Genomic DNA, 20745 nt, shown 5'->3' with positions numbered 1-20745 from the left:
GTTGAAAAGACGGCTCCTAACAAAATGGAGTCGTCTTTTTTGAAAATTTCGTATGAAATGAGAGATGACATTGTTTACAACCTATCATGAAGCCATTGAGTGGATTCACAGTAGACTGGCCTTTGGTGTAAAACCGGGTCTTGAAAGAATGAAGTGGCTGATGAACAGACTAGGCCATCCGGAACAACGCATAAAAGCGGTGCATGTTGCAGGGACAAATGGAAAAGGTTCAACCATTGCGTTTACTCGTTCCGTTTTACAGGCTGCAGGCTATTCGGTCGGAACCTTCACCTCTCCGTTTATTTTAACGTTCAATGAACGAATCAGCGTGAACGGAGCACCTATACAGGATGAAGAATGGCTGAGTTTGGTGAATAAGATCAAGCCTTTTGTTGATGAATTAGATCAAACAGAGCTTGGCGCAGCAACAGAATTTGAAATCATTACCGCATGTGCATTTGCTTATTTTGCCGATGTGCACCAAGTAGACTTTGTCCTATTAGAGACAGGGCTTGGCGGAAGACTTGATTCAACAAATGTTGCCGTACCTATCTTAACAGCGATTACGTCGATTGGTCATGATCATATGGCAATTTTAGGTGACACACTTGAACAGATTGCATCTGAAAAAGCGGGCATTATCAAAGAGAATATTCCGATGATCACTGCTGTTCATCAACCGGAAGCACTTGCGGTCATTCAAAACATCGCAAAAGAAAAGAATGCGGAATGCATCTCATTACAGCATACTTGTACCTTCGGTGAGCAGCAGCCAACAGAAACAGGCGAACGGTTTACGTTACACACATCAAAAAGGCAGTATCCGCAGCTTGAAACAGGATTAATTGGAACGCATCAACGGCAAAATGCTTCCCTTGCTGTTCTACTCATTGAATGGCTGGAGCAAGAAGGCTATATCAGCGTGACAGAAGAGCAGATGTATGAAGGCATTCGGCAGGCAGTGTGGGCTGGAAGATTTGAAAAGGTCAAAGATCATCCACCAGTTTATTTAGACGGCGCTCATAATGAAGAAGGAATCGACCGTTTAATTGAAACCGTACAAGCCCATTTTTCTAGTAAACAAGTGCATGTCTGTTTTAGTGCTTTAAAAGATAAGCCGTACAAGCAAATGATTCAAAAGCTTGAAGCTGTTAGTTCATCTATTCATTTTGTTTCGTTTGACTTTCCAAGAGCGGAATCAGCGGAAAAGCTTTATGCGTGCAGTCAGTTAGAGGCAAAATCGTATGATGATGACCCTCGTGCAGTGCTTGAATGGATTCAGAAAAAGAGTGATGATCCTTTAGCGGTGATCCTTGTGACAGGCTCTCTTTATTTTATTTCAGATATACGAAATCGTATGATCGGGTAACGAAAAGACGCAAATGGCTTTGGTGCCTCCTGCGTCTTTTTCTTTTTATATGTAGTAAAGGGGGAAAATCATATTTTCACTAGATGCTTTAGTGGATAGGGTCATGGTAAAATCCGGTCTATCTTATTCCCGGAAGGAGCACCATATATGATTGAGATTTTTCTGTTTATTGCAGGCATCACGATGGGGTCGTTCTTTCATCTCGTTGGCGAAAGGCTGCCGGTGAAGCGGTCCATTCTCTTCCCTCGCTCTCACTGCACAGTCTGTAAACAGCCGCTTTCTCTATACGAGATGATCCCGATAGTTTCGTATGCTTTCTTGAGGGGGGCCTGTAAACATTGCGGCACTCGGTTGTCTAGGTTATATCCAATGGTTGAGCTGCTGTCAGGCGGTCTTTTTTTGTTCATTTATAGAATCGCTGGTTTTTCGTTTGAAGGTCTTTTCCTTGTGATTCTTTGTAGTTTATTCGTGATTGCTGTCGTGAGTGATCTTCTCTATATGAGGGTGCCGAACGAGCTGTTTCTCTTCTTTTTCCCTCTTTTCGTCATATACCGCACGCTGGAACCGCTCCTTATTTGGTGGGAAGGAGCGGCTTCTCTGATTTTTTGCATTCTTTTGTTTTCTAGTCTAGATTATTTTAAGCCAAATAGCGTGGGCGGAGCTGATATGAAGCTGTTCAGTTTGCTTGCGTTTTGCTTTGGATTCAAGCCGTTCCTTCTCATGCTTTTTCTCTCATGTATCGCTGGAATGGTCTATGCGAAGGTCTTTTCCTTTCAATTAGACGAGCCATTCCCCTTTGTTCCTGCGATCGCTTTTTCTTTTTGGCTGTATCTCTTTGGTGCTCCTGTCTTGTTTCTATTTGTCTAGTCGAAGGGATGAAAAAATTGGCGAACACTTTTTTGCCCTGCCGACAAAAGTCTTGTTCTTTTTTTTTACTGCTATGTTAAAGTGTGAAACAGAAAGAAGGACGGGTTAAATTCGCGCTGATTCATTGGACAGAAAGGTCTTTCTTACAAACATGTCAGAAAGCGGGGAATGACAGTGAAAAAGAGGCAGGCAAAAAAACAAGGGCTCAAGGTCAATATTAATGGCAAGGAAGAAATGCTGCATGAAGATGATCATCAGCCGCCAAAAAAGCAGGAAGATCAAGTGACGTTTTCGAATTGGGAGGAAAAGAGGCAGTCGGAACAGGAGACAGCGGCTTCTCAGGAAGATTCGTCTAAACCGAAAGAAGAAGATTTCCAGTGGGATGATGCAGCTGATCATATTTATCATTCTGATCCAAAGGTCGTCACGCCTTATCAAAAGAAAAAAGGCTCCTTTGATCAGAAGTTTGGTAAAAACCGCGGTCCCTTCAAGAGAGTAATGACAACGATTGTGTTTGCGGTGGTTCTTGGGACAGGCCTTGGGGTGTTTGCGCTTAGTTTAAGTCAAGATGGTACACCAAGTCCATCAGGTGGAGATATCAGTGTCTCAGCATCTGGAAACCAATCGTCGATGAAAGCCGGCGGGGATGCGCCGAAAGCAGGTACTACAGATGAATCAAAAGAGAACAACGATGAAAAAAGTGCCTCTGGCAGTTTGTCAACCTTTGTTGTACAGGCTGGGAAATTTTCCTCTGAAAAAGGAGCAGATGACTTAGTTGGAAGCTTAAAAGATGCAGGATATGCGGGGAAAAAGGTCTCAATGGATGATGGATATTATGTCATTGCTGGGCTTGCGACAGAGCAGGGAATGACAAGCGCTGTAGGGAAGAAGCTGATCGATCAGCACTTTGAGGCGTGGGGAGGAAAGGAGCTCTCATTTCAAGTACCGGATGAGCTGACTAGTTTAATAGAAAAGGCATCTGTATTATCCTCTAAAGTGATTGCCGGCGATGAAGTGGATCAAAAGGAAGTCACGCAGCTGGTTTCTGAGCTTGAAAGTGCCAAAACAGCGGACGCATCGGCTAAAAGCAGTTTGCTAAAAGCTGTGCAGCTATTAAATGACCCAACTGCTGAAAACGGCTGGAAATCTCAGCAGGCACTGCTTGATCAATTAAATACGTAAAATCATTTTTTAAGAAACGAAACTAGTCAAAAAATGACTAGTTTTTTTCTTTTACATCCAACATAATGATGAAGGTACATGAAAAATGAATTTTCGTAGATTGTCGGTAAGATGTACATTTGCTAGGATGAATGGGTATCTTACTTCTTAGGCTAAACCCTGAAAGGATGAACAAACATGAACCAATTGATTCTCGCATCTCAATCACCTAGAAGAAAAGAATTGCTTGATCTAGCAGGGTTTTCTTATGACATTCAAGCAAGTCATTTAAAAGAAGAAATAAATCGAAACCTTTCTCCTGCTGAGAACGTCCAATGGTTGGCAGAACAAAAAGCAAATGATATTCAAAGATTAAATCCTAAAGCTGTGATCATTGGTGCAGATACAATTGTTGCAATTGACGGCAAATGTCTTGGGAAACCAAAAGATAAGAAAGAAGCGGCTTTCATGCTTCAATTATTATCAGGAAAGACACATCAAGTCTTGACGGGTGTCACGGTTCAGTCAGAGAATAGAAAAGAAACATTTTATGAACAGACAGAAGTGACATTTTGGACGCTGACTCAAAATGAAATAGACCGCTATATCAATACGGGCGAGCCCCTTGATAAAGCGGGAAGCTATGGCATTCAAGGGAAAGGCGCACTGTTTGTTCAAAAAATAGATGGTGATTATTTTTCCGTTGTAGGTCTACCTATTGCGAAAACAGTCAGAGTGCTTGAAACCTTTGGAATCACCCCTTTTTGAAGACAGGAAGGAATTCTAAAAGGAGTGGTCATCCTGAACGATTTCCCTATGCTGCTAAAGCATTTCCCTCATGATGAAAAACCGAGAGAACGATTTATCAAATACGGGCCCAGCAGTTTGTCAAATCATGAACTTGTTGCGATCCTTCTAAGAACAGGCACAAAAAAAGAATCAGTTCTCCAAATTTCCGCAAGACTTCTGCAAACATTTGGCGGTCTTCGCTCTGTAAAAGAAGCCTCAATTGAAGAAATGTCGAAGATCCGAGGAGTTGGAAAGGCGAAGGCGATTTCTCTTTTAGCTGCTTTAGAACTCGGCACTAGATTACACCATCAAACGACGGATAACCGCTATGTGATCCGCACACCAGAAGACGGAGCGAACTTTGTGATGGAAGATATGAGATTTTTGACACAGGAAAATTTCGTTTGTCTTTATCTCAATACCAAAAATCAAGTTATTCATAAACATACCGTGTTTATTGGAAGCCTGAATTCATCGATCGTTCACCCGCGTGAAATTTTCAAAGAGGCCTTTAAACGTTCGGCGGCTTCATTTATATGTGTGCACAACCATCCATCTGGAGATCCGACGCCCAGCAGGGAAGATATTGAAGTTACACAGCGACTTTTTGAATGTGGAAAGCTGATTGGAATACAGCTGCTTGATCATCTTGTCATAGGTGATCAAAAATTTGTGAGTTTGAAGGAAAAAGGGTATTTGTAACACTTTTTTTTTCAATGTTTTACGATATAATAGAGTTTATGAGTTTTTCCCTAAAGGGAATTTTGGTTTAAGAAAGGAAGATACATACATATGTTTGGAATTGGTACAAAAGACCTTGGAATAGATCTTGGAACAGCGAATACGCTTGTTTTTATTAAAGGAAAAGGCATTGTTGTAAGAGAACCTTCGGTCGTAGCTTTGGAAACTGATACGAAGTCTATAGTGGCGGTCGGAAATGACGCTAGAAACATGATTGGCCGTACACCTGGTAATGTTGTGGCACTACGCCCGATGAAAGACGGAGTCATTGCAGATTACGAGACGACAGCAACAATGATGAAATATTACATTAATCAAGCATTAAAAGGCAAAGGGCTTTTTGCTCGCAAACCTTACGTGATGGTATGTGTACCATCTGGTATTACAGCTGTAGAAGAGCGTGCAGTCATTGATGCGACAAGACAAGCTGGAGCACGTGACGCATACCCTATCGAAGAGCCATTTGCTGCGGCAATCGGTGCTAACCTGCCTGTATGGGAGCCAACAGGAAGTATGGTTGTAGACATTGGCGGCGGTACAACAGAGGTAGCTATTATTTCTCTTGGCGGCATTGTGACCTCACAGTCGATCCGCGTGGCAGGAGATGAAATGGATGATGCGATCAGCAGCTACATCCGTAAAACGTATAACCTGATGATCGGTGATCGTACGTCAGAAGCCATTAAAATGGAAATCGGTTCTGCACAGCCTGATGTACATGATGAGATGGATATTCGCGGCCGTGACCTTTTAACTGGTCTGCCAAAAACGATCTCTATTACGGCAGATGAGATTGCAAAAGCGCTTCGCGATACGGTGGAAACAATTGTCGATGCGGTGAAAATGACACTTGAAAAAACCCCGCCTGAGCTGGCAGCAGATATTATGGACCGTGGAATCGTTTTAACTGGCGGCGGTGCATTGCTTCGTAATCTTGACAAAGTCATTAGTGATGAAACGAAGATGCCAGTCATTATTGCTGAAGACCCGCTTGACTGTGTGGCGATCGGAACAGGAAAAGCACTAGAGCATATTCATTTGTTCAAAGGAAAATCTAAAGATAATCGATAATCGGGCGTAAATAAAGAGGTGTAAGACATGCCGCAGTTTTTTATGAATAAAAGATTAATGTTGCTCCTTGTCTGTGTCATCGTACTGGTGGCCATGATTGGTTTTTCAGTGAAAAGCGGCAGAGGTGCTTCATGGCCGGAAAAATTAGTGGGGGATACGACAGGCTTTTTTCAAGGTGTCTTTCATAAACCATCACAATTTATTGCCGGTATTTATGGGAACGTACAAGATTTAAAGAACACATATGATGAAAACGAGCGTCTTCGAAAAAAACTTGATGGACAAACTCAATATGAGGCGAAACTTCAAGAGCTAGAAGATGAGAACAAAAAGCTTCGCAAGCAGCTCGGATATGTGAACTCTATTCGTGATTATACGCCAATTCTATCAACGGTTATCGCGAGAAACCCGTCCCTTTGGGATAGCTTTGTGATGATTGATAAAGGGAAAAAACAAGGCGTTGACAAAGATATGGCGGTCACAAATGAGAGTGGTGCGTTAATTGGGAAAATTGAAAGTGATAAGCTCAACAATTTTACTTCAACTGTAAGGTTGCTAAGCTCTACGGACCAAAATAATAGAATTTCAACGAAAATTTTTGCGAAAAAGGGCAAAGAAGAACTCAACGGAATTATTAACGGTTATGACAGTAAGAAAAAAATGCTGACAATGAATATTCTGAAATCTGATGCAGATGGAGATGTCAAAAAAGGAGATCTTGTTGAAACATCTGGAGCAGGGGGCGTATTCCCGCAAGGCTTGACGATTGGTAAGGTGAGTGAAATCGAACCAGATCATTACGGCCTGACAAAAATTATTTATGTAGAACCAGCGGCTGAACTCAACAATTTAGACCGCGTGATTGTGGTGAATCGCAGCTCAAGTACGGCAGATGCATCTGAATTGACGAAGGAGGAAGGCTCGTGAGACGTGTCCTTCTTGCTTTCGTCATGTTGTTTATCTTCGTATTTGACAGTATTTTTGTCGATCTAGTGAAGCTCCCATTTGTTTCAGACAATCAAATTTTAGCTCCTCATTTCATCTTACTCGCACTTGTATTTATGACTGCTTTTGTGAATCAAAAATATGGTGTGATTTTCGGTTTTATCTTTGGACTTTTATATGATATTTCGTATACAGGCATACTTGGTGTTCATATGTTTGGCTTTGGAGCGCTCTGCTATTTGCTAGCGAAAGCCTTTAAAGTTCTGCAAACGAATATGCTAGTGGTCGTCTTTCTGTCGATTATTGCTGTTTCCGTGATGGAGTTTTATGTATACGGCGTTCAAGCGACAATTCAACCAGGAATTATGCCGTTTAATACGTATGTCATCGAACGCTTTATTCCAACGATTCTTTTAAATACTGCTGCGTCTCTCATACTTGTTGTGCCGCTTAGGCTCTTTTTCATCAATATGAAACAAGGACTGATCGACGAATAAAAGCAGGAGTTTGTCCAATTACGGCGAAATGAGTATGTTGTTGAGGTGAGCATCTTGAAAACTCAAAAACAGCAATATGTGACGATAAAAGGTACAAAAAACGGATTAACATTACAGTTAAATGATGACTGTTCGTTTGATGACCTTCTTTCTGGCTTGCGAGAGGTTCTTTTACTTGAGCAATATACAGATGGTAGAGAAGGGCATAAGGTCAATGTGCATATTAAGCTTGGTTTTCGGTATTTAACAGAGGATCAGGAAATGCGTTTGACTGAAGCGGTCTCTGAAAATGAACATCTCGTCATTCACTCCATTGAAAGTGACGTCATGTCAACTGAAGAGGCGAGACGATTAAAAGCAGAGGCCGAAATTACCTCTGTAGCCAAAATTGTGCGCTCTGGACAGGTGCTGTATGTCGAAGGAGATCTCTTATTAATAGGAGATGTCAATCCTGGCGGAACGATTCGTGCAGGGGGAAATATTTTTGTGCTCGGCTCTTTAAAAGGCGTGGCACATGCTGGATGTAATGGGAATAAACAAGCTGTCATTGCGGCATCTCGTATGATTCCAACACAGCTTCGCATCGCACAAGTGTTTAACCGTGCACCAGATCAAAAAGAAGATGGAAACGAAATGGAATGTGCTTATTTAGATATAGATGGCAACATGATCATTGAACGCCTGCAGCAATTGGCTCATATAAGACCTAATCTGACAAGGCTTGAGGGAGGAATGTGAAATTGGGCGAGGCTATTGTGATTACCTCAGGAAAAGGCGGCGTTGGCAAAACAACAACATCTGCAAACTTAGGCACAGCACTAGCAATTCAAGGGAAAAAAGTGTGTCTAGTGGATACCGATATTGGCCTTCGGAATCTAGATGTCGTGATGGGGCTTGAGAACCGCATTATTTATGATCTAGTCGATGTAGTAGAAGGAAGATGTAAAATTCACCAAGCGCTTGTAAAAGATAAGCGTTTCGAGGATCTTTTGTATCTTTTACCCGCTGCTCAAACAAGCGATAAAACGGCTGTAGAGCCGGAGCAGATCAAAGAATTAATTCAATCATTGAAACAAGACTTTGATTATGTCGTCATTGATTGCCCTGCTGGAATTGAGCAAGGCTTTAAAAATGCTGTATCTGGTGCAGATAAGGCAATTGTCGTGACGACGCCTGAGATCTCAGCTGTGAGAGATGCTGACCGTATCATCGGCTTGTTAGAACAAGAAGATATCGAACCACCTCGTTTGATTGTCAACCGTATTCGTACACACATGGCGAAAAGTGGCGATTCAATGGATGTGGATGAAGTTGTACATCACTTATCGATTGATCTTCTTGGCATTGTCGCAGATGATGATGACGTGATTAAGGCTTCAAACAATGGTGAACCGATTGTCATGGATGCTAAAAACAAAGTATCGATTGCGTATCGCAATATCGCCCGCCGTGTACTAGGCGAATCTGTTCCGCTTCAATCATTTGAAGATGAAAACAAAGGAATGTTTGCGAAGCTGAAAGCATTTTTTGGTGTAAGAGCATAAGCATTCAAGTAAGATGAGACCGATTCGATGAGAATCGGTCTTTTTGTTGCATATCAGATGAGGTCGTCACATAAAATGTACAAACTGTTTGTATGTAAAGGGTGATCTCATGAAAAGAGTGGACGAGTACCGAAAGAAAATTGCGCAGCGCCGCAAAACGAAGCAGCCAGCTGCTCCACCTAAGAAGACGACTTTCAAGAAAAAAGAAGATATCCCTCCATGGGTCATGCTGACAGAGGAAGAAAAGCATTCAGAGTCGTCTTCCTTTGAGTCGTCGTCTCATCAGCCGAAGAAATATCGGCATCCGTTATTTAACCCCAATACCTTTGTGCTGAAATGTTTATTATCTGCGTCCCTTGTGTTGATTGCAGCCATTTCATTTAAAGGTCAGGCAGGGCCGTTTCAGCAGCTGAAGCCGATCATTACGCAGACCTTTGAGCAAGATTTTCAATTTGCTGCTGCCAATCACTGGTTTGAGAAAACAGTTGGAAACCCCCTTGCCTTTTTAACCGACAAAAAGGCAGACCAAAAAGATGTACAAGCGAACCAAGAACTGGCTGTACCTGCTTCTGGAAAAGTGCAGGAATCCTTTACGCAAAATGGAGCAGGTGTCAAAGTCGAAACATCGGCTGAAGCCATTGACAGTATGAAAGAAGGCTATGTGGTAGAGGTAAAAAAGAAAAGTGACACAGGGCTTACAGTGGTCGTGCAGCATGCGGATAACAGCTATAGCTGGTACGGTCAGTTAAAGGAAGCCGATGTGGCCTTATACGATTTTGTCGATAAGGGTGAGAAAATTGGCCAGATCTCACTTGATGATCAAGGAAAGGGCACATATTACTTTGCCATTAAGCAAAATGAACAGTTTATCGATCCTATTCAGGTGATGACCTTTGAATAGATGGCTGGTCATGCTGACGAAAATTCACATTCATCCGCTGCTGTGGATTGTGATGGCGTTTGCGATTCTCTCTGGTCAAATCAAGCCGCTGCTTTGTCTGCTCATCATCGTCTTTGTCCATGAGCTTGGACATGCAGCGGCTGCTTGCTATTATCATTGGCGCATTCGGCGGATTTTTTTACTGCCATTTGGCGGAGCGGTAGAAGTAGAAGAGCATGGGAACCGTCCGCTAAAGGAAGAGTTGGCAGTCATTTTATGCGGGCCGCTCCAGCATGTACCGCTCCAGCTTATGGCATGGCTTTTCATGGAAACTTCTCTTATTTCGCACGACATTTTTACGATGTTCACTTTTTATAATATGGCGATTTTTCTTGTGAATCTTTTGCCTATTTGGCCGCTTGATGGCGGGAAATTATTCTTTTTGCTCTTATCAGCATATTACCCTTTCCAACGTGCACATGCCCTTGCCATAAAAGGCTCACTTGTCTTTTTCGTTCTATTGACTGCAGGGTTGCTTTTGTTTGCGCCTCTGCAATTCAATGGCTGGGTGCTGCTCACTTTTTTAGCCTATTCACTCGTAATGGAGCACCGGCAGCGGCATTACGTCAGGGTCCGCTTTTTACTAGAACGCTATTACGGTAAAAAAGAGCAAAAGGTAGAAAAGCTTATTCCGCTGAGAGCGAGCGCTGAGGAAAAAGTATATGAAGTAATGGCGCGATTCCAAAGAGGCTGTAAGCATCCGATTATTATTGAAAGAGATGGCGTGAAAATGAGCCAGCTTGACGAAAATGAACTGCTCCATGCGTATTTTTCAGATCGAAGAACCACCTCCTCAATGGAAGAGCTCCTTTTGCCGTACTAGTGATGAAAATACGTTGACATTCTGCGTCTAATTTGATATATTTTTTAATGTTATGGATATGTAGCACCCGTGCTACAACCGCGCGAAGCAGGTGTAAAGAGCCTAAGGCCCCCTGTATTCGGCGAGTCTGAGTTTATTAGGAGGTGCAGAGATGTACGCAATTATCGAAACTGGTGGTAAACAAGTAAAAGTTGAAGAAGGTCAAACTGTTTATGTTGAAAAACTAGCTGCTGAAGCAGGTGAAACAGTAACTTTTGAAAACGTATTGTTTGTCGGCGGAGACACTGTCAAAGTGGGTAACCCTTCAGTTGCTGGAGCAACAGTAACGGCTAAAGTTGAAAAACAAGGTCGCGGTAAGAAAATTACTGTGTTCAAGTACAAACCGAAGAAAAACAACCACAAGAAACAAGGTCATCGTCAACCTTACACTAAAGTTGTTATCGAAAAAATCAACGCTTAAGGCGTGTGAGTGATATGATCAAAGCAACCATTACTCGGTCGGCAGCAGATGAAAGCATTACGTCTTTTCAGATGACTGGACATGCCGAGTTTGCTGAAAAAGGTCAGGATCTCGTTTGTGCAGGTGTATCTGCTGTTGTTTTCGGCTCAGTCAATTCAATTATTGCACTGACAGGAATGGATCCACTGCTCGATATTGGTGAAGAAGGCGGCTATTTCTCTTTTGAATTGCCAGCTGATACAGATTCAGTATCCTTTGAAAAAGCCCAGCTGCTTTTAGAAGGCATGGTCGTTTCCTTAGAGACAATCGAACGAGATTATCACGATTATGTGAGAATATCTACAAAAAAATAGGAGGTGAACTTCATGCTTAGATTAGATCTTCAATTTTTCGCATCTAAAAAAGGGGTAGGTTCTACAAAGAACGGACGTGACTCTGAGTCTAAACGTTTAGGCGCTAAACGTGCTGATGGTCAATTCGTAACTGGTGGTTCTATCCTTTATCGTCAACGTGGAACGAAAATCTATCCAGGTGAAAACGTTGGACGCGGAGGCGACGACACTCTTTTCGCTAAAATCGACGGAACGGTTAAATTCGAACGTTTCGGTCGTGACCGTAAAAAAGTGAGCGTATATCCTGCGGCACAATAATTGCTAAAAACTCCGGTCATTGACTGGAGTTTTTTTCACTTTTTACAAGTAGTATCGAAGATGATAAAAGAAGATGCACTCCATAAATATCAAAGAACGTTTGCTGACTTTGCCTCATTTTCTCCTATAGATCAGAAAAAACAACCTTTCCTCACATAACTAGTGTTTTTCTATGCTGTCTTCTCTGTTATAATTCAGGGAGACATAGTGATGATAAGACTCCTAAAAGAGAGACCAAACGATTGGGAGTGCGATAATGGAAGAGATACCAAGTAAACAAAACGAAAAATTAACTCACGTTGCATTAACAAATGAATTGATCTATCTGCTCAGTCGTTCAAGACACGACTGGATGAATAAATTGCAGCTGATCAAGGGCAACTTGACATTAGAAAAATATGACCGGGTGTTTGAAATTATAGAAGAAATGGTCATTGAAGCACAGCATGAATCCAAACTCTCAAATTTAAAAATTCCCCAATTGGCCTATTACTTTCTAACATTTAATTGGGAGTCGCATTTTATCACCCTAGAATATGAAGTGCTTGGTGAAACCCGAGACTTATCAGCATATGAATCGCAGCTGCTAACGGTATCACAGGAGTTGTTTTCGATATTCGATCAATCAGTTTGCCAAAAAACTGAAAATCATTTAACGGTCACGTTCCAAACAGATCAAGAAGAGAATGATGTGGTCTTATATTTTGATTTCAAAGGAAAATTAACAAGTTTGGATGCGTTAAATGCGTTTCATGACGCAAACTATCCATGTATGAGTGTAGCTCAATTTCATGTGACAAGTCATGAGTCCATGATTGAGCTTTGTTTGAGGCAAGAACGAGATATGTGATGCAGAGAAACGGAGGAAGTTATGTTTGTAGATCAGGTTAAAGTGTATGTTAAAGGCGGTGACGGCGGAAACGGTATGGTGGCGTTCCGTCGTGAAAAATATGTGCCAAAAGGCGGACCAGCTGGCGGCGACGGCGGAAATGGTGCAGATGTTGTATTTGAAGTAGACGAAGGACTCAGAACGTTGATGGACTTTCGTTATAAGCGCCATTTTAAGGCGGATCGCGGCGAGCATGGAATGAGTAAAAACCAGCATGGCCGAAATGCGGAAGAAATGATTGTCAAAGTTCCGCCCGGTACGGTCGTGACAGATGCAGAGACGGAACAAGTACTCGCTGACTTAACAGAGCATGGACAGCGGGCAGTCATTGCAAAAGGCGGACGAGGCGGACGTGGAAATTCACGTTTCGCAACACCGGCAAACCCTGCACCGCAGCTTTCTGAAAACGGTGAGCCGGGAAAAGAACGTGACGTCATCTTAGAACTAAAAGTACTTGCAGATGTTGGACTTGTTGGTTTCCCAAGTGTCGGGAAGTCGACACTGCTTTCAATTGTCTCTTCTGCGAAACCGAAAATTGCGGATTATCATTTCACAACGCTTGTGCCGAACCTAGGAGTTGTCGAAACAGATGATAACCGAAGCTTCGTCATGGCGGATCTGCCAGGACTGATCGAAGGAGCGCACGAAGGTGTTGGCTTAGGTCATCAATTTTTACGCCACATTGAGCGGACACGGGTTATTGTCCATGTCATTGATATGTCAGCACTTGAAGGACGTGACCCGTACGAAGATTATGTGACGATTAATGAAGAGCTTGAGCAATACAATATGAGATTGACTGAGCGTCCACAAATCATTGTAGCGAATAAAATGGACATGCCAGATGCAGCTGACAATCTAGCGGCATTTAAAGAAAAATTAACGGATGACTATAAAGTGTTCCCAATTAGTGCGATCACAAGAGAAGGGCTTCGTGAGCTTTTATTTGAAATCGCCAATCAGCTTGAAACAACACCGGAATTCCCGCTCTATAATGAAGAGGAACTGTCTGATAACCGCGTGATGTACAGGTTTGATGAGGGAGATGCACCATTTGAAATCACAAGAGATCCTGACGGTACGTTTGTCATAACGGGTAAAGCACTTGAGCGACTGTTTAAGATGACAGATTTCTCAAGAGATGAGTCCGTGAAACGATTCTCTAGACAACTGCGCGGAATGGGTGTCGATGATGCCTTGCGTGAGCGTGGTGCAAAAGACGGCGACATCATTCGTCTGCTTGAATTTGAATTTGAATTTATTGATTGATCAAAAGGAGGGTCCAGTCCATGGGCTCTCCCGTTTTTAAAAGGGGAGAAAACAGGTGAAAGAAGAAACGTTCTATTTAGTAAGAGAGGATGTCCTTCCAGATGCGATGCGAAAAACGCTTGAAGTCAAAAAGCTTCTCGATCGCAAAAAAGCGGATTCAGTTGCCGATGCTGTTCAACAAGCGGATTTAAGCCGCAGTGCTTTTTATAAATACAGAGATGCTGTTTTTCCATTTTATACGATGGTGAAAGAGCAGATCATCACATTGTTTTTCCACCTTGAGGATCGGTCTGGGGCTCTGTCAAGGCTGCTTCAAATTGTGGCGGACTCTGGCTGTAATGTGTTATCCATTCACCAAACGATTCCGCTGCAGGGAAGAGCGAATGTCACCCTATCCATTAGCACGGCTGGTATGGCAGATGATATCAATACAGTCATGAATCAATTAAGAAAACTTGAATTTGTCGAAAAAGTTGAAATTCTAGGTTCTGGGGCGTAAAAGGAGAGATCATAGCAGATGAAGCAATTAACTGTAGGTTATTTTGGACCAGAGGCAACATTTACTCATTTGGCCGTATGCTCTTGCTTTCCAGCAGATGCAGTGCAGCGTGCCTATGCAACGATTCCGCAATGTATGGATGCTGTGTCAAAAGGCGAAGTCGATTTGGCGGTCGTTCCACTTGAAAATGCACTCGAAGGATCTGTGAACTTAACGATTGATTATTTAATTCATGAAGAAGCGCTGTCCATTGTTGGTGAAATGACAGCACCGATTCGGCAGCATTTGCTTGTCCACCCATCAAGAGCGGAAAGCTGGGAGACATTAGATGTGATCCAATCACATCCGCACGCGATTGCCCAATGCCATCAATTTCTGAAAAAACAGTACCCAGATATTCCGCACCGTCCGGTAGAATCAACAGGCTATGCAGCCAAATATATCAGTGAGCATCCGGATGAGGCTGCTGGGGCCATTGCCAATGAAATTGCCGCGCAAACATATGGTTTAACGATTGCAAAAAAAGACATTCATGATTATCCGCACAATCATACACGCTTTGTTATTTTACATAAAGATTCTAAGGCGTCGTTCCCAATGAATGCTGGGTTCTCATCGAAGCCAAAAACGACCATTGTGGTCAGTCTGCCAAAGGATGACCAATCAGGTGCATTGCATCGCGTGTTATCTGCTTTTTCTTGGCGGAATCTCAACTTGTCAAAAATTGAATCTCGTCCGACAAAAACGGGTCTTGGACACTATTTATTTATAATAGATATTGAAAAAGAAATGGATGATGTCCTTGTCCCTGGCGCGATTCAGGAATTAGAAGCGATTGGCTGTGAGGTCAAACTGCTCGGCAGCTACCAAACATATGAACTAACGAATGAAAAATAGTGTCCCTTGCAGGACACTTTTTTTAGTCTTTAATTAAAAAACCAGCGTCATCGAGTGCTTGAATGGCTTGGTCAAGCTGCTTTTGACTGTAAGAAGTGAGTGTATGTAAATGCACGCCGTCTGTTAGTTCTGACAAGTAGGAGGCGCCCGTGTTAGAAATGTGATGGACGAAATCAGCTACTTGCTTGCGAGTGCTGACGCGAATAGAGGCCGTTAGTTCACCGTAAACGGGGTGCTCTATGATCACATCTTTCACCGTCACACCAAAGTCTACAATCAAGGTTAGTTCCTCTTCTGTACGAACAGGATTATGCTTGCAGGCGATGATTTGTTCAATTTCTCTTTCTGGCGCATGCTGCGGTGCCATATATACATAGCCTTGACTTGTAGCAATAATGGGTTCGTTTTTTGCTTTCAATAGTGACATATCTTGTACAATGACTTGTCGAGAGACAGCCGCCTTTTTAGCCAAAAAGCTTCCGGTGAGCGGTGAATCTGTTTCTTTCAGCCACTCTAAAATGGCGTTTCTTCTCTCTTCGCCAATGAGTTTCCTCTCTTGCTCCACGTCTTATGCTCCTTTCTTCTCCTTTTGCAATTGTGCAAATGTATGCAAAAGCTGATCGATGTCCTCTTTTGATGACTTCGATCCAAATGATAGTCGAATGAATTGAAGGGCATCACGATCTGATACGTGCAATGCCTTCACAGCCGGGGAAGGATGATGATAACCAGAAGCACATGCGCTTCCAGTCGATATACAAACCCCATGCCGGTTACATGCTAACATTACATATTGTCCTTCAAACCCTTCAAAAAAACAACCAATAATATGAGGCAGCATGCGGCGATTGCCATTGTTTTGAAGTGTACGAACAGGAAGCTGTCTCATTTTCAGCTGCTGAAGAAAATAATCACGAAGCTGCTCATTCTGTCGTTGCTGCTCATCTAGCTTAAGCATCAATTGTTCACTCGCAGCAGCAAAAGCACCGATGCATGGAACGTTCACTGTTCCAAGGCGGAAGCCACCTTCCTGAACTGCACCTGAATATAAAGGCTTCCAAGGAACATGAGCGCTCATATAGACAGCACCAGCTCCTTTAGGTGCATACACTTTATGGCTAGAGATGGACACGGCATCAATCCCAAGCTCCTTGATGGACACACGAATCTTTCCGAATGTTTGCACGGCATCTGTATGAAAAAGAATATGCCTTTCTTTTAAAAGGGGCGCTAATTCAGCGAGCGGCTGGATAATCCCTGTTTCTGAATTAGCATGCTGAATAGATACTAGTCCTGTTTCAGGCAATAATGCTTCTTTGAGAATGTCCTGAGTGATGATCCCATCTTGATTCGGTTCAATGATTGTGACCTTCACGCCAAGACGCTCTAAGCTACTAACCGCGTGATGAACAGAAGGGTGCTCTACAGAAGTTGTGATGACATGCTGCCTGTGTGCTGGCAGACCATTTGCGATCGATTGAATCGCCAGAAGATTGGATTCTGTTCCGCCGCTTGTAAAGTAGATGCCGTCTGGTTCGCCCTCAAGAATGGCAGCGAATGATTGTCTGCTGTAAGTCAGTATGTCATTTGCTCTTCCACCTGCATCATGAAGACTGCTTGCATTCCCGTAGCAATCTTGACTTAGCTGCTGAAAAACATGCAGTGCTTCCTCTGAAACAGGTGTAGAAGCTGCGTAATCTAAATAAACCAATCCATCCATCTCCTATGAGAAAATTTTTTCTTGTATTTATTGTAGTGTTGTGTAATGATATGTGTCAAGACAGGTGTAAATGACAGGAGGGGCGAAGGTGTCATCAATCAAAAAAGTCATTGTGGTGGGATCAGGCATTGCAGCGCTTTCCTTTGCAAAAACCATTTCAGAAAGCTGCCAAGTTATCATGATGACAAAAAAACAATTTTCCTCTAGTAATTCCATGCTTGCACAAGGAGGAATCGCTGCTGCTTTTTCAGCACAGGATTCAGTTCATCAGCATGTACAAGACACATTAGCTGCCGGCTGTGATCACAATGATGAGAGGGCGGTACAAGAGATCGTAAGTCTTGGAAAGCAATTGGTGGAGCAGCTCGTAAAAGAAGGCTGTCCATTTGATCAAACGGAGACGGGCGAGCCGCAATTAGGTAAAGAGGGGGCACATACGACTCATCGCATTTTGCATGCAGGAGGAGACCAAACAGGCAAAACACTCGTGCAGTATTTAAAAAGTCAGCTTGGCTCACATATTCATTTATACGAATATCACCATGTCATTGATCTATTGGTCTATGAAGGAACCTGCATGGGTGTGGTGTGGAAAGACGAGAAAGGACACGTCCATACCATGACCGCAGATGCAGTTGTTTTATCCACGGGCGGCTGCGGCTCCCTATATGAAACAAACACAAATGACCCTTCTGTAACAGGAGACGGACTGATGATGGCCTATCGAGCCGGGGCACAATTAGCAGATCTTGAATTTGTTCAATTCCACCCCACCCTCTTGACGATCGCTGGAAAAGCAGTCGGTCTCGTTTCAGAGGCAGTCCGGGGAGAGGGAGCCTATTTAGAAGATGAAACAGGCAGGAGGATGATGAAAGGCATTCACCCACAAACTGATTTAGCGCCTAGAGATGTGGTCGCTAGAGCTATTTTTCATGAGCAGCAATTAGGTCATGATCTGTATCTCAATATCCGCGAGATTCCACATTTTTCAGCTCGTTTTCCAGCAATTAATGCGATGTGTCAGCGGGCAGGTGTCGATATGGCAAGCGGCAGGCTCCCAGTTTCCCCTGGTATGCATTTTTTAATGGGCGGAATCTGCGTGAATGAATATGGAGAAACCACTGTTCCATCTCTTTTTGCTATCGGAGAAGCGGCCTGTACAGGATTACACGGAGCGAACCGATTAGCGAGTAATTCTCTCTTGGAAGGTATCGTTTTAGGAAACAAAGCGGCACGGAGAATTGAACAGGTACCTAAACAGAAAAAAACAGTCCCATCTTTTTCTATTCAAGAAGTATGGTCCGTCCCAGCGATTTCAGAGGATCAGTTGAGACAATGGATGATGACATATGCCGCAATTGTAAGAGACGAAAAAGGGCTAAAGACCTTGCTTCAAGTATTACAGCAAGTCCCTTATCAGCAAACGAATGTGAAGAATATCACAAGTGAACAGATCGAATTAAGCAATCAATGGGCATTAGCGATTTGCCTTGTGAAGTCTGCATTACTTCGTACAGAAAGCAGAGGCGGCCATTTTCGAATGGATTATCCAAATCGGAATGATGCTTTGTGGCGGGGCATGCAGATTGTCCATGAAAAAGGCCACATTCATATGATGAAAAATGAAAGGATCGGTGCCAAATGGAACGTTTACAGTTAAAACAAATGATGACTCATTTTTTCACAGAAGATATTGGCTTTGGAGATGTATCAGCTGATGCCATTTTTGGAGAAAAGAAAGGAACAGCATACATCATCGCAAAACAATCGGGTGTATTGGCAGGTTCTCAAGTCATTGACATAGGGTACCGCCTGCTGAATGAACAGATTCAAGCTGAATTGTTTTTTAAGGAAGGTGATTGGATTCATTCAGGCGCTGTGCTGGCGAAAATAAAGGGGCCGGTCAGCGACTTATTAAAAGGAGAAAGGGTCATTTTGAATGTCTTGCAGCGCATGACAGGTATCGCCACATTAACACATGAAGCGGTGCAGCGATTAGCGGATCCGTCGATTACGATTTGTGATACGAGAAAAACGACTCCCGGCTTGCGCATGTTAGAGAAATACGCTGTGAAGACAGGAGGCGGAAAGAATCATCGCTTCGGCTTATCAGATGGAGTGATGATTAAAGATAATCATATTGCCGCATGCGGCTCTATTCGTGAAGCTGTAGATAAAGCAAGAGCATATGCCGGTCATATGGTGAAAATTGAAGTAGAAATTGAATCAGAAACGCAGCTAATGGAAGCCATTGATGCAAAAGCCGATGTCATCATGTTTGACAACTGCTCTCCGGACGAAGTAAAACGTTTTAAACAAATGACGCCGGAGACAATTCTGACGGAGGCTTCAGGAGGCATCACGTTAGAGACATTGCCAAGTTACAGGGGGACAGGTGTCGACCTTATTTCACTTGGTTTTTTGACACATTCTGCTCCAGCATTTGATTTTAGTATGAATATGGAATTCAGTCATAAAGGGGGAACAACTCATGTCACTGCTTGATGTACTCGCAAATCAACATGCAGCCATGATGCCAGAAGAATATAAGCACCGCTCTGTTAATGAGATGAAGCAGCGTGTGTTAGACATTAAACGGGCCTTTGGATCAAAGCTTTTTATACCGGGGCATCATTATCAAAAGGATGAAGTCATCCAATTTGCAGATGCAACAGGAGATTCATTGCAGCTCGCACAAATAGCCGCGGACAATCAGGAGGCTGAGTACATTGTGTTTTGCGGTGTTCACTTCATGGCTGAAACGGCAGATATGCTGTCAAATAAGAATCAAAAGGTCCTATTGCCAGATATGAGAGCAGGCTGTTCAATGGCTGATATGGCGAACATGAAGCAAACGGATAGAGCATGGGGGCAGCTCACTGATCTGTTTGGGGATACGATCCTGCCGCTCACGTATGTTAACTCAACAGCGGATATTAAAGCATTTGTCGGCAAGCATGGCGGGGCGACTGTTACATCGTCAAACGCTAAAAAAGTGCTGGAGTGGGCGCTCACACAAAAAGAGCGGATTCTGTTTCTCCCTGATCAGCATTTAGGGCGTAATACGGCATTCGATTTAGGCATTTCACTAGAAGAAATGGCTGTCTGGGATCAAATAGAAGAAAAGCTCATCACCGATCAGCCGCTTTCCCGCATCAAGATGATTTTATGGAAAGGCCATTGCTCTGTCCATGAGAAATTTACGGTGCGGAATATAGAAGAAACGAGAAAAAGAGACCGTGACATTCAAATCCTTGTCCATCCAGAATGCACGCATGAAGTCGTCAGGGCTTCTGATCTTGCCGGTTCAACGAAATTTATTATTGATACGATTAAGGAAGCGCCAGCAGGAAGCAAGTGGGCGATTGGAACAGAGATGAATTTAGTCAAGCGGATAATAGATCAGCATCCAGATAAACAAATTGAATCCCTCAATCCGGATATGTGTCCATGTTTGACCATGAATCGGATCGATCTTCCTCATTTGTTATGGTCACTAGAAAGCATTGAGAAAGGTGATCCGGTCGGTTTGATTCAGGTCAATGAAGACATTACCAAAGAGGCTTTACTTGCACTGAATAAAATGCTCGCCATTAAATAATAAATCAGCCCCT

General features: G+C 43.0%; 24 protein-coding genes and 1 other annotated feature. Of the genes, 22 read left to right on the top strand and 2 right to left on the bottom strand.

What is annotated here, in order from left to right:
- Positions 1 to 70 precede the first annotated feature (70 nt).
- The 19 genes from MHH26_RS11115 to pheA all read left to right on the top strand — a co-directional run bounded on the left by MHH26_RS11115 (position 71) and on the right by pheA (position 15411).
- Positions 71 to 1369, top strand: coding sequence for a bifunctional folylpolyglutamate synthase/dihydrofolate synthase (locus tag MHH26_RS11115; protein WP_302621046.1), 1299 nt, complete (start codon positions 71 to 73; stop codon positions 1367 to 1369).
- 147 nt (positions 1370 to 1516) lie between these two features.
- Complete coding sequence (locus MHH26_RS11110) at positions 1517 to 2236, top strand: prepilin peptidase (protein ID WP_340973459.1); 720 nt, start codon at positions 1517 to 1519, stop codon at positions 2234 to 2236.
- A 168-nt stretch (positions 2237 to 2404) separates the two neighbouring features.
- Complete coding sequence (locus MHH26_RS11105) at positions 2405 to 3418, top strand: SPOR domain-containing protein (protein WP_307500012.1); 1014 nt, start codon at positions 2405 to 2407, stop codon at positions 3416 to 3418.
- Between the two features lie 177 nt (positions 3419 to 3595).
- Positions 3596 to 4165, top strand: a complete 570-nt coding sequence (locus MHH26_RS11100) for a Maf family protein (RefSeq protein WP_034661651.1) — start codon at positions 3596 to 3598, stop codon at positions 4163 to 4165.
- Positions 4166 to 4213: 48 nt separating this feature from the next.
- The gene (gene radC, locus MHH26_RS11095) at positions 4214 to 4888 is read left to right on the top strand and encodes a RadC family protein (protein WP_340973817.1); all 675 of its coding nucleotides are present in this window, start codon (positions 4214 to 4216) and stop codon (positions 4886 to 4888) included.
- A gap of 90 nt (positions 4889 to 4978) precedes the next feature.
- A complete protein-coding gene (locus MHH26_RS11090) occupies positions 4979 to 5998 on the top strand; it encodes a rod shape-determining protein (RefSeq protein WP_012010766.1) in 1020 nt (339 codons plus the stop codon).
- A 27-nt stretch (positions 5999 to 6025) separates the two neighbouring features.
- Entirely contained in the window at positions 6026 to 6925 is a 900-nt protein-coding gene (gene mreC / locus MHH26_RS11085) for a rod shape-determining protein MreC (protein ID WP_003216396.1), read from the top strand.
- Positions 6922 to 7440: a rod shape-determining protein MreD gene (gene mreD / locus MHH26_RS11080; RefSeq protein WP_034661648.1), complete on the top strand. Its 519-nt coding sequence runs from the start codon at positions 6922 to 6924 to the stop codon at positions 7438 to 7440. The genes mreC and mreD overlap by 4 nt, the downstream gene beginning before the upstream one ends.
- 54 nt (positions 7441 to 7494) lie before the next feature.
- Entirely contained in the window at positions 7495 to 8178 is a 684-nt protein-coding gene (minC, locus tag MHH26_RS11075) for a septum site-determining protein MinC (RefSeq protein ID WP_106039612.1), read from the top strand.
- Positions 8179 to 8180: 2 nt separating this feature from the next.
- Positions 8181 to 8984 carry a septum site-determining protein MinD gene (minD, locus tag MHH26_RS11070; protein WP_003216504.1) on the top strand — a complete coding sequence of 268 codons (804 nt, stop codon included), beginning with the start codon at positions 8181 to 8183 and terminating at the stop codon, positions 8982 to 8984.
- Positions 8985 to 9093: 109 nt separating this feature from the next.
- Positions 9094 to 9885, top strand: coding sequence for a M23 family metallopeptidase (locus MHH26_RS11065; RefSeq protein WP_340973457.1), 792 nt, complete (start codon positions 9094 to 9096; stop codon positions 9883 to 9885).
- Entirely contained in the window at positions 9878 to 10747 is an 870-nt protein-coding gene (locus MHH26_RS11060) for a M50 family metallopeptidase (protein ID WP_106042551.1), read from the top strand. The genes MHH26_RS11065 and MHH26_RS11060 overlap by 8 nt, the downstream gene beginning before the upstream one ends.
- 66 nt (positions 10748 to 10813) lie before the next feature.
- Positions 10814 to 10886 (top strand) — a sequence feature (ribosomal protein L21 leader region).
- Between the two features lie 12 nt (positions 10887 to 10898).
- Positions 10899 to 11207, top strand: a complete 309-nt coding sequence (gene rplU / locus MHH26_RS11055) for a 50S ribosomal protein L21 (RefSeq protein WP_003216781.1) — start codon at positions 10899 to 10901, stop codon at positions 11205 to 11207.
- Between the two features lie 14 nt (positions 11208 to 11221).
- Positions 11222 to 11560, top strand: a complete 339-nt coding sequence (locus tag MHH26_RS11050) for a ribosomal-processing cysteine protease Prp (RefSeq protein WP_340973455.1) — start codon at positions 11222 to 11224, stop codon at positions 11558 to 11560.
- A gap of 12 nt (positions 11561 to 11572) precedes the next feature.
- A complete protein-coding gene (rpmA, locus tag MHH26_RS11045; protein ID WP_003216586.1) occupies positions 11573 to 11857 on the top strand; it encodes a 50S ribosomal protein L27 in 285 nt (94 codons plus the stop codon).
- Between the two features lie 256 nt (positions 11858 to 12113).
- Positions 12114 to 12707, top strand: coding sequence for a sporulation initiation phosphotransferase B (locus tag MHH26_RS11040; protein ID WP_034661629.1), 594 nt, complete (start codon positions 12114 to 12116; stop codon positions 12705 to 12707).
- A 21-nt stretch (positions 12708 to 12728) separates the two neighbouring features.
- On the top strand, positions 12729 to 14015 hold the full coding sequence (gene obgE, locus MHH26_RS11035) for a GTPase ObgE (protein ID WP_066030594.1): 1287 nt from the start codon (positions 12729 to 12731) through the stop codon (positions 14013 to 14015).
- Positions 14016 to 14070: 55 nt separating this feature from the next.
- Complete coding sequence (locus tag MHH26_RS11030; RefSeq protein ID WP_003216269.1) at positions 14071 to 14514, top strand: ACT domain-containing protein; 444 nt, start codon at positions 14071 to 14073, stop codon at positions 14512 to 14514.
- 18 nt (positions 14515 to 14532) lie between these two features.
- A complete protein-coding gene (pheA, locus tag MHH26_RS11025) occupies positions 14533 to 15411 on the top strand; it encodes a prephenate dehydratase (RefSeq protein WP_340973453.1) in 879 nt (292 codons plus the stop codon).
- Positions 15412 to 15433: 22 nt separating this feature from the next.
- Here the strand turns inward: pheA and MHH26_RS11020 are convergent, their stop codons facing one another.
- Both MHH26_RS11020 and MHH26_RS11015 read right to left on the bottom strand, forming a co-directional pair.
- Positions 15434 to 15976, bottom strand: coding sequence for a transcription repressor NadR (locus MHH26_RS11020; RefSeq protein WP_307500008.1), 543 nt, complete (start codon positions 15974 to 15976; stop codon positions 15434 to 15436).
- Positions 15977 to 15979: 3 nt separating this feature from the next.
- On the bottom strand, positions 15980 to 17122 hold the full coding sequence (locus MHH26_RS11015) for an IscS subfamily cysteine desulfurase (RefSeq protein WP_445661635.1): 1143 nt from the start codon (positions 17120 to 17122) through the stop codon (positions 15980 to 15982).
- A 97-nt stretch (positions 17123 to 17219) separates the two neighbouring features.
- On the opposite strand from MHH26_RS11015, the gene nadB reads away from it, so the two are divergent.
- Genes nadB through nadA form a run of 3 tightly spaced genes read left to right on the top strand, consistent with a single transcriptional unit; the run spans position 17220 to position 20732 of the window.
- Positions 17220 to 18791 (top strand): L-aspartate oxidase, encoded by a 1572-nt coding sequence (nadB, locus tag MHH26_RS11010; RefSeq protein WP_340973448.1) that lies wholly within the window; start codon positions 17220 to 17222, stop codon positions 18789 to 18791.
- Positions 18773 to 19636, top strand: coding sequence for a carboxylating nicotinate-nucleotide diphosphorylase (gene nadC, locus MHH26_RS11005; RefSeq protein ID WP_340973446.1), 864 nt, complete (start codon positions 18773 to 18775; stop codon positions 19634 to 19636). The genes nadB and nadC overlap by 19 nt, the downstream gene beginning before the upstream one ends.
- A complete protein-coding gene (nadA, locus tag MHH26_RS11000; RefSeq protein ID WP_340973445.1) occupies positions 19623 to 20732 on the top strand; it encodes a quinolinate synthase NadA in 1110 nt (369 codons plus the stop codon). Before nadC ends, nadA begins: the two co-directional genes overlap by 14 nt.
- The last annotated feature ends 13 nt before the right edge of the window (positions 20733 to 20745 follow it).

It is taken from the genome of Bacillus sp. FSL K6-2839, assembly GCF_038003365.1.
Taxonomy (GTDB): Bacteria; Bacillota; Bacilli; order Bacillales; family Bacillaceae; genus Bacillus.
Note: the sequence above shows the minus strand (reverse complement) of the source record. Positions and strands in the feature narration are given on the sequence as shown.